Consider the following 8,556-nt stretch of genomic DNA (forward strand, 5'->3'; position numbering starts at 1 on the left):
AGCGCTATTTTCAATCCAAATAAATTTCTATAACGTTTCAATATAGCTTCGCATTCCATCTTCGCATCGGGTACCATGAACGGTAACACGAACCAAACCTATTCAGTACTACACATTGTGGTCTCGAGTATGTCTCAGCCATCAGCGAACCAGCCGGTCCTCGTCGCGGTTGGTTCTCCGTCTCACGTCGAACAACTGGTCCGAACGGCTGGCGACCTCGCCAGACTCGAGGACGGCGTCGTCCGAATCGTTTCGATCGCCGTCAAGCCACATAGTTCTCCGTTTTCGCTATACACGGACGAGACGATCATCGAGGAGTACCCCGGAAACAGCCGCGAGATCCTCGAGCGAGCGATCGAAGTGGCACCCGAAGACGTGACGGTCGAAAGCGAGGTGATCGTCGCCCGATCGGTCGTCGACGGAATCATGACGGCGGTGACGGACTCACAGGCGCGCGCACTCGTCGTCGGATGGCGGGAGCGCCAGGGTCGGACGAACGCCGTCCTGGGAACGACCGTCGACCAGTTGATCGAGCGCGTTCCGTGTGACCTCTACGTCGAGCGGATCGGCCACGAGGCCAACGGCGTCGATTCGATCCTCCTGCCGGTCGCCGGCGGACCCCACGTCGGCCCGGCGGCGAGAGTGGCAACGGCGATCGCCGCCAGCAATGACGCCACCGTCTCCGTTCTCTCGATCGCCCCTCCCGATGGCAATTCGGAGGCCGCACACGGATACGTCACCGACGCAGAAATCGCCCTCGAGACGGCGGCCGATCCGACGGTTCGAATCGATGCCAGGATCGAACGGGGAGCGAATGTCGCTGATGCGATCGTCGAGAACGTTCCCGAGCACGACATTCTCGTGTTCGGTGCGACTCGCCAAAGCGCGCTTCACCGTCGGTTCGTGGGTTCGATCCCGCGGGCGGTCGTCCGGCGGACCGACCAGACGGTGATCCTTGCTCGCGCCGGCGACGTGGTCGGTGAACCAGTTCTCAGGCAACTGAGACAGTTCCTGACACCGTCGTAGTAGGAACCACCGTCTGCATCGAGGACTGCGCCGGTGCGACGGTCAAATTAGTCTACCGGCGGGCTGAGTGGGTAGATGGGACTGGCCAACTGCGTAGACGGGTCAACCGCGTGGATGGACGACCCCTCGAGATTAATGGAGTCGAGCACGTTCCGGGAGATAATGGTACGGACATACACACTCCTCACGTGCGCTGCTGGAACCTCTGAACGGGTTTGTCGGGAGCTCTCGGCGGTCGACGGTGTCGACGGAGCGCACGTCGTTGTCGGCGAATTCGACGTGATCCTCGAACTCGAGGGGCCCGACGTCCAATCGTTGCTCCGCCTCGTTAGTGTGGAAATCCGCCCTCGTGAGGGAGTCGGGACGACGAGAACGTACGTCTGTCTGGATTGATCGCGGATCGATCGCGAGAATTCTCGTCTCCGACGATCAGGTCCCGTTCTCGAGCCGAACCCGAACCTCGATTCCGTCGGGATCGGTGACGTCGAACCCGTCGTCGTGCTCGGAGAGGGTGCCGCCGGTAGCTCGCACGCGGTCACGAACCGCTGTCAACGCCGATTCGTCTGGAACGGTGATTTCGAACCAGGCGACCCCTTGCCCCGAGGCGGGAGCTGACCGTCGGTTCCAGGTGTTTACGGCGACGTGGTGGTGATAGCCGCCCGCGGCGAAAAATAGCACTGAGGGAGCTGGCTCGACTGCGATATCGAAGCCGATTCCATCCTCGTAGAACGCGCGAGCGTCGTCGATAGCGCTCACCTCGAGGTGTACGTGACCCACCGTCGTTTCCGGATCGATTACGTCCTCGATCACGATACGTTCCCCTTCTGGCTGACCGCTCGAGGCGGCCAGTAGCGACTCGAGATCGAGGGGCTTCGATCCCATTTCGACATGTCCGCCGCTCGTCGACCACCGGTCGCGCGGTCGGTCGCGATAGATCTCCACTCCGTTGCCCGCTGGATCGGTGAGATAGATCGCTTCGCTGACGTCGTGGTCCGACGCACCCTCGAGTTCCCACTGTGTTCGGATCCGCCTTAGCGCATCGCTTAGTGCGGTTCGGGAGGGGACTCTGAACGCCGTGTGATAGAGCCCCGCTTTCGTCCGGTCGCGCGGAGCGGCGTTCTGATCTTCGCCTATCACGAGCAACGCCCGTCCACCGGCACCGAGTGTCGTTTCTCCGGAACTCCGGGAGCACATCTCGAGTCCGACGACGTCTCGATAGAACTCGACCAGTTCCGAACGGTCGGACGCGAGAAGCGAGACTCGTCCGATCTGCGTGCCGGACGGAAGCGAGCTGGGCCGTGTCATATTCGAACGGATGCGGTACACGATTGTAAGTATCGTCATGCTGCGGAGACGTATCGAGCGTCAGAATCGTCATATCGTCCGTTTCGAAGTCCCTGACTGATACATTTCGGGCGACCACCGTGTACGCTCATCTCGTTCCCGTTCGCACTCGTGTCCATTACACTCATATATTCGTAACAGTTATCGCTTCTGACCGTACATATACAAGGTCGATTTCACAGTTCGTCTCGAGCGCCGAGCGTCACCTCGAGTTCCGTTCGTTCGCCGTCACGAATAACTTCGACGCTGATCGTTTCGTCGGGCGACGTCTCGAGTGCGAGCTGTGTGGACAGAAAGTCCTGGTTCGGTATCTCCCCGTCGGCGAGTTCGACGATCACGTCGCCACCGACGGGAACGAGTTCGTCTTCGACGAGCGCCGTTTGGTCGGCCGCTTCGAACACGCCGTCGGCGGGAGAGCCGGGGGCGATTTCGGCGACCAGAACGCCGCCCGGTTCGTCGATGGAATTCGCTTGTGCGATACGCGGCGTTAGCGGGACGACGCTGACGCCCAGATACGGATGGTCGTAGGTGCCGTCCTCGATCAGTGACGGAACGACCCGCTCGGCGAGCGGTGTCGAGATCGCAAAACCGATATTTAGCCCCGGTCCGGCACCCGCGAAGACGACCCCGACGACGTCTCCCTCGAGCGTGACGAGCGGGCCGCCGCTGTTTCCCGGATTCACCGGGGCGTCGGTCTGAATCGCCGCCGGAATATTGAATCCGGTCGGACTGGGCAGCGAGCGGTTGATGCCGCTCACGATCCCCTGCGACGCCGACGCATCGAGCCCGAGCGGATTGCCCAGTGCGACGACTTCTTGTCCGATATCCGGTGTCGATTCGGCGACGGGCAACGATTCGACGTAGTCGGGCAACTCGTCCGCCTCGAGAACCGCGAGGTCACTGTAGGGATCGGTTCCGACGACCGTTGCCGACTGCCAGTCTTCCTCGACGAACTGGATATCGAGCTCGTCGACAGTGCTGACGACGTGCTCGTTCGTAATGATGTACTCGTCCTCGTAGACGAACCCCGATCCGATGCCCTCCTCGTGATCGGTTCCCGAGGTCTGAACGAGGACCACGCCGTCGATCGCCTCCTCGTAGAGCGTCGCGTACTCGCTCTCCTCGAGTTCATCTCCCTCAGTCGAGTCATCGTCGCCGCTGTCGTCTTGAGCGGCACCGCTCAGGCTAGCGAAACTCCCGGCGGCGATCGTTCCACCGACCAGTTCCATAACCGTTCGCCGTGTCGCTCGTGGCTGTTTCATAGTCGGTTGTCCACGACAAACCGTTTAAAACGCCGCTCTACAGAATTGATCGGTTCTGTACCCGACGAGTTTCCGGTTCGGAGCGACCGCTATATCGTGTTGCTGGGCGGGCGGGGGAACTTTACACCGCTCGAGACCGTCAATCGGCTCGAAGATGCATCGACCGCACGCCGGCCAACTGCTCGCACGCCTCGAGCGACCGACGACGACCGAGTCCACGACGCTCGCGGTTCTTTCGGACGTTCACCTCGCGACGGACGCCTCCGGAACGTGGAAAGTGCTTCATCGAACGGAGCGCCACCTTCGGGCCGCCGTCGAGTGCGTAAACGACCGGGCGATCGACGGCGTCGTCGTCGCGGGGGATCTCTCGCGCGACGGAACGCCTGCACAGTTCGACCGGTTCGACGAACTCGCAGATTTCGAGCCGCCGATGGTTGCGGTCCCCGGCAATCACGATTTACCGACGACGTTCGACGACCACGAATCGGCGTCGATCGAAGCGTTCGAACGCCGATACACGCCGGGTGAATTGCCGTTTCGAACCCGATTCGGCGATCTCGAGGTAATCGGCCTCAACAGCCACGCCGCCAGACCGGCCGCTCCCGCAGAGACGTGGGACGGACGCATCAGTGCCGAGCAGTTGATGTGGCTCGACGAGACGCTTTCCGACGTCGACATCGATTCGACGCTCGTCACGGTTCATCACAATCTGCCTGCAACGGGTGACCTGTACGAGCGCTACCGAGCCGAACTGCCGGTCGGTGGATCAGTTCCCGGTTTTTCGAACCCGGAACCGCTGGTCGAACTGCTCGCGTCCCGCGACGTGGGACTCGTGGTAACCGGCCACCTCCATTTCCCCGCAATCGAAGAAACGGACGGCGTTCGCGAACTCACGGTCCCAGCGGTATCGTCGTTTCCGCACGCGTTGTTACTCCTCGAGATCGACGAGCGCGGGACGACCGTCCGATCCGTTCCGTTGACCGACGCCGACGGCATGGTCGAGTCGATTGCCCACGGGTACGAAAAGGATCGCGTGTTGCTTTCGGCGGCCCAACTCGGCACGTTTCCGCTCGTGGACGAGTTCGAATCCGCTCGCGACTGATTCGTTCCACTGGGCGAAACGAACCGGATGGATCAATTTTTCGACGGCGTTTCTGCTCGGAACTTGAGGATCTATCGTTCCACCGAATCGCTAATTCCGCCCTCGGCAACCCACCAATACCGTCCTCGCCGAAGCGCCAATATCGCGCTCGTCGTCCTCGGAATCGCGCGTGTGATTATGCGAGTGTTCTCAAAACAGCCGCGTCTTCCCCAAGACACCTCCGCCGTTGACGGAACTATTACGCCGTCCACGGAACGACCGCGTTTCACTCGACAGAACTCCCGTTCGTCTCCATTGGTTCGTCGCACTGTCAATCACCGTTCCGGAGAGTGAAACGCTGAGAGGAGACGAACGACGAACGATTCCGCGACCCCCGTCGCTCACTGGTAGGCCGGAATCCCGGTCAACTCTTCGCCGAGGACGAGCGTGTGAATGTCGTGGGTTCCTTCGTAGGTGTAGACCGTCTCGAGGTTAGCCATGTGACGCATCGGGGAGTAATCGGTGGTGATGCCGTTCCCGCCGAGCATCTCGCGGGCGACTCTGGACTGATCGCGAGCCGCGCGGACGTTGTTTCGCTTGGCCATCGAAACGTGGGCCGGACGCATCTCGCCGCGTTCTTTCAGCTCCGCGAGTCGATGGGCAAGGAGTTGCGCGAGCGTGATCTGTGTCGCCATCTCCGCGAGCTTTCGTTGCTGGAGCTGGAACTGAGCGATCGGGCCGCCGAACTGCTCGCGGTCGGTCGCGTACTGCCGTGCGACCTCGAAGCAGTCCCGCGCCGCGCCGACGGCTCCCCAGGCGATGCCGTAGCGAGCCTGGGTCAGACAGGAGAGCGGCCCCTTCATCCCCTCGACGCCGGGGAGAACATTTGCTTCCGGAACGAAGACGTCGTTCAGTCCGATTTCGCCGGTGATCGAAGCCCGAAGCGAGAGCTTCTCGGTGATCTTGTTGGTGCTGACGCCGTCCCAATTTGTTTCGACGAGGAAGCCGCGCACCGGATCGCCCTCGCTCGAGCGGTCCCGCGCCCAGACGACGGCGATGTCGGCGATGGGGGAGTTCGTGATCCACGTTTTCGAACCGGTGAGTCGGAAGCCATCGTCCGTCCGATCGGCGAACGTTTCCATCGCCGTCGGATTCGAGCCGTGTTCGGGTTCGGTGAGCCCGAAACAGCCGACCGCCTCGCCCCTGCCGAGTTTCGGGAGCCACTCGTCTTTCTGCGCCTCGCTCCCGTAGGCGTGGATGGGATACATGACCAAGGCCCCCTGAACCGAGGCCATCGATCGAAGCCCTGAGTCTCCGGCCTCGAGTTCCTGCATCAACAGCCCGTAGGCCGTTTCGGAAACGTTCGGCGAGCCGTACCCCTCGAGATTGGGGGCGTAAAAGCCCATCTCTCCCATCTTCGGAATCAGCTCTTTCGGAAACGTGCCGGCTTCGAAGTGCTCGCCGATTTCGGGCTTGACGTGTTCCTCGACGAACTCCCGGGCCGTATCCCGGATCATTCGTTCTTCCTGATCGAGGTCTTCCTCGAGGCTGACGAAATCCAGCATATGTGATAACAGATAAACAAGGTGATAGGCGTTGCGGTCACTGCTAGCTTTCGAAGTTCTCTCTGCCATTTGATTCGACCCTCGGTTTTCGGCTCCGCGAGGACGGTCGATTCGGCGCTCGGCAGAGACGCTAAGTGGTTCGTTCACAAGAGTAGACGTATGAACGTCAGTCGAGCCGTCGTCGATCGCCTGGTCGCAAACGGGGTCGATACCGTCTTCGGTATCCCGGGCAAGCAGACGCTCCCCCTGAACGAGACGATCGACGACCGGGACGATATTCGTTTCGTGATGGCCCGACACGAGACCGCGGTTACCCACCAGGCGTGGGGGTACGCGGAGGCGGGCGGCGACCTCGCCGCGACCGTCGTCGTCCCCGGCCCGGGCGATATGAACGCCATGAACGGGCTGAAAAACGCGTTCAACGACTGTACGCCCCTGATCCACTTCGCCGTCGAGACGGGTCCCGAACTGCGAGGGGGCGACGGAATCCACGAGACGCCGCCGGACACCTACGACAACGTTGTCAAAGCAAACGTCTTACTCGGCCAGCCGGAGAGTACGGCGGTCGTTGTCGAGGAAGCCATCGCGACCGCGTTAACACCGCCGTACGGCCCCGTTCGGGTCGGTATCCCGAAACCGTTTCTTCCGAAGGACGTTCCGGTCGCAACGCCCGGCGAGTACTGTCGCGAGCATCTCGAGGGCGTTTCCGAATCCGATATCGAGGCCGCACGGAACGCACTCGCGGAGAGCCAGTCGCCGGTGATCCTCGCAGGCGGCGGCGTTCGGACGGCGAACGCGAGTCAGGAACTCGAGCGCGTCGCGGAGATCCTCGATGCACCGGTCGTCACCACCTACAAAGGAAAGGGCGTCGTCCCGGAGGACTGGGAATTTTCCGCGGGAACGCTTTCCGGGAGCGCGTCCCCGGAACTGCTCGAGTGTCTCGCGACGGCCGACGCGGCGCTCGCGGTCGGAACGGACCTCGACGCGCACGCGACTCGCGGATGGAGCGTTGAACTCCCTGACACGATCGTCCACGTCACGCTCGATCCCGCCGATCTGGGCAACGGGTACGAACTGACGGTGGGGATCGTCGCCGACGCGACCGCCGCGCTCTCGGAACTCGCCGGGGCTCTCGAGGGGAGCGAGTTCGTCGGAACGCGTGTGGCGACGACCGAGACGAGCCAAAGCGGCGCGGAACGCGCAACCGCGGTTCGAGAGGCAACGAGCGATCGGATCGACGACCTTCGCGGATCGACGCCGCCGCTGACGTCGGTGAGCGCACTCGAGGCAGTCAGGAGCGCCGTTCCGCGGGAGGCCGTCGTGACGGCCGACGCCGGCGGTTCTCGCGTCTGGGCTCTTACCGTGTTCGAGGCGTACGGCCCTCGATCGTACGTCAACCCCGGCTCGTGGGCGTCGATGGGAGTTGCCCTCCCGTCGGGGATCGGTGCACAGCTCTCGAACCCCGATGGGGATGTCGTGGTGTTGATCGGCGACGGCGGTCTCATGATGTGCGTTCACGAACTCCACACTGCCGTCGCCGAGGACCTCCCGATCACTGTGGTCGTGTTCAGAAACGAGGATTACGCGATAATCAGCGAGGAAGCCGGTCGGTCGTACGAACTCGAGGACGACGCGTACGCCTGGCCCGACGCGCCGATCGATTTCGTTTCGCTGGCAAACAGTTTCGGCATGACCGCTCGCCGCGCAGAAACGCCGGCAGAGATTCGAACGGCGGTCGGCGAGTCCGTCAACGCGGACGAACCGACGCTCGTTGAGATTCCGACCAACCCGCGGGAACCGCAGGCGAGCGAGTGGATGGCCGAGTGAATGTAGCGATTACTGGGTAAGAACAGGCCGAGACCACTGACCTCTCAACTCGAGAAGGAGAACGTTTTTGATCGTGCTCCGAGTCCACGTCCACATGAAAATCGCTGTGCTCGGAGCCGGGAGTATGGGCCACGGAATCGCACAGGTCTCGGCGATGGCGGGCCACGAGGTCGTTCTCCGGGACATTAAACCGGAGTTCGTCGAGGACGGCCTCGAGGGAATCCGCGACAATCTTCAGGGTGGTGTCGACCGCGGGAAGGTGTCGGCCGAGGAGATGGAAGCGACCCTCGAGCGGATCGACGGAACGACCGACCTCGAGGCGGCAATCGCAGACGCCGACCTCGTCGTCGAAGCCGTTCCCGAAGAGATGGACTTGAAGAAGAACGTCTTCTCGGACGTCGAGGACGTCGCAAGCGAGGACGCAGTCATCGCGTCGAACACCTCTTCGCTT

General features: G+C 62.2%; 8 protein-coding genes. 5 read left to right on the forward strand and 3 right to left on the reverse strand.

Features of this window, described 5'->3' with window-relative positions; genetic code table 11:
• Window positions 1–129 precede the first annotated feature (129 nt).
• On the forward strand, window positions 130–1,026 hold the full coding sequence (locus tag QNM96_RS13450) for a universal stress protein (protein ID WP_283836938.1): 897 nt from the start codon (window positions 130–132) through the stop codon (window positions 1,024–1,026).
• A gap of 162 nt (window positions 1,027–1,188) precedes the next feature.
• Window positions 1,189–1,419 carry an Lrp/AsnC ligand binding domain-containing protein gene (locus tag QNM96_RS13455; RefSeq protein WP_283836939.1) on the forward strand — a complete coding sequence of 77 codons (231 nt, stop codon included), beginning with the start codon at window positions 1,189–1,191 and terminating at the stop codon, window positions 1,417–1,419.
• Window positions 1,420–1,455: 36 nt separating this feature from the next.
• Here the strand turns inward: QNM96_RS13455 and QNM96_RS13460 are convergent, their stop codons facing one another.
• Window positions 1,456–2,331: a VOC family protein gene (locus tag QNM96_RS13460; protein ID WP_283836940.1), complete on the reverse strand. Its 876-nt coding sequence runs from the start codon at window positions 2,329–2,331 to the stop codon at window positions 1,456–1,458.
• A gap of 215 nt (window positions 2,332–2,546) precedes the next feature.
• Window positions 2,547–3,632 (reverse strand): trypsin-like peptidase domain-containing protein, encoded by a 1,086-nt coding sequence (locus QNM96_RS13465; protein ID WP_283836941.1) that lies wholly within the window; start codon window positions 3,630–3,632, stop codon window positions 2,547–2,549.
• A gap of 154 nt (window positions 3,633–3,786) precedes the next feature.
• Between QNM96_RS13465 and QNM96_RS13470 the strand changes: the two genes are divergently transcribed.
• The gene (locus QNM96_RS13470) at window positions 3,787–4,734 is read left to right on the forward strand and encodes a metallophosphoesterase (RefSeq protein ID WP_283836942.1); all 948 of its coding nucleotides are present in this window, start codon (window positions 3,787–3,789) and stop codon (window positions 4,732–4,734) included.
• Between the two features lie 380 nt (window positions 4,735–5,114).
• On the opposite strand, the gene QNM96_RS13475 is transcribed toward QNM96_RS13470, so the two are convergent.
• Window positions 5,115–6,278 (reverse strand): acyl-CoA dehydrogenase family protein, encoded by a 1,164-nt coding sequence (locus QNM96_RS13475; RefSeq protein WP_283836944.1) that lies wholly within the window; start codon window positions 6,276–6,278, stop codon window positions 5,115–5,117.
• A 159-nt stretch (window positions 6,279–6,437) separates the two neighbouring features.
• Here QNM96_RS13475 and QNM96_RS13480 point away from each other — a divergent pair, with 159 nt between their 5' ends.
• On the forward strand, window positions 6,438–8,105 hold the full coding sequence (locus tag QNM96_RS13480; RefSeq protein ID WP_283836946.1) for a thiamine pyrophosphate-binding protein: 1,668 nt from the start codon (window positions 6,438–6,440) through the stop codon (window positions 8,103–8,105).
• Window positions 8,106–8,199: 94 nt separating this feature from the next.
• A partial coding sequence (locus QNM96_RS13485; protein WP_283836948.1) for a 3-hydroxyacyl-CoA dehydrogenase NAD-binding domain-containing protein occupies window positions 8,200–8,556 on the forward strand: 357 nt, incomplete at its 3' end.

This window comes from Halostagnicola sp. A-GB9-2 (assembly GCF_030068615.1).
Lineage (GTDB): Archaea > Halobacteriota > Halobacteria > Halobacteriales > Natrialbaceae > Halostagnicola.

Excerpts from the sequence above, each read along its gene's own strand:
- QNM96_RS13465 (WP_283836941.1), bottom strand. The coding sequence starts at position 3,632 with ATGAAACAGCCACGAGCGACACGGCGAACGGTTATGGAACTGGTCGGT.
- QNM96_RS13470 (WP_283836942.1), top strand. The coding sequence starts at position 3,787 with ATGCATCGACCGCACGCCGGCCAACTGCTCGCACGCCTCGAGCGACCG.
- QNM96_RS13480 (WP_283836946.1), top strand. The coding sequence starts at position 6,438 with ATGAACGTCAGTCGAGCCGTCGTCGATCGCCTGGTCGCAAACGGGGTC.
- QNM96_RS13475 (WP_283836944.1), bottom strand. The coding sequence starts at position 6,278 with ATGCTGGATTTCGTCAGCCTCGAGGAAGACCTCGATCAGGAAGAACGA.
- QNM96_RS13455 (WP_283836939.1), top strand. The coding sequence starts at position 1,189 with ATGGTACGGACATACACACTCCTCACGTGCGCTGCTGGAACCTCTGAA.
- QNM96_RS13450 (WP_283836938.1), top strand. The coding sequence starts at position 130 with ATGTCTCAGCCATCAGCGAACCAGCCGGTCCTCGTCGCGGTTGGTTCT.
- QNM96_RS13460 (WP_283836940.1), bottom strand. The coding sequence starts at position 2,331 with ATGACACGGCCCAGCTCGCTTCCGTCCGGCACGCAGATCGGACGAGTC.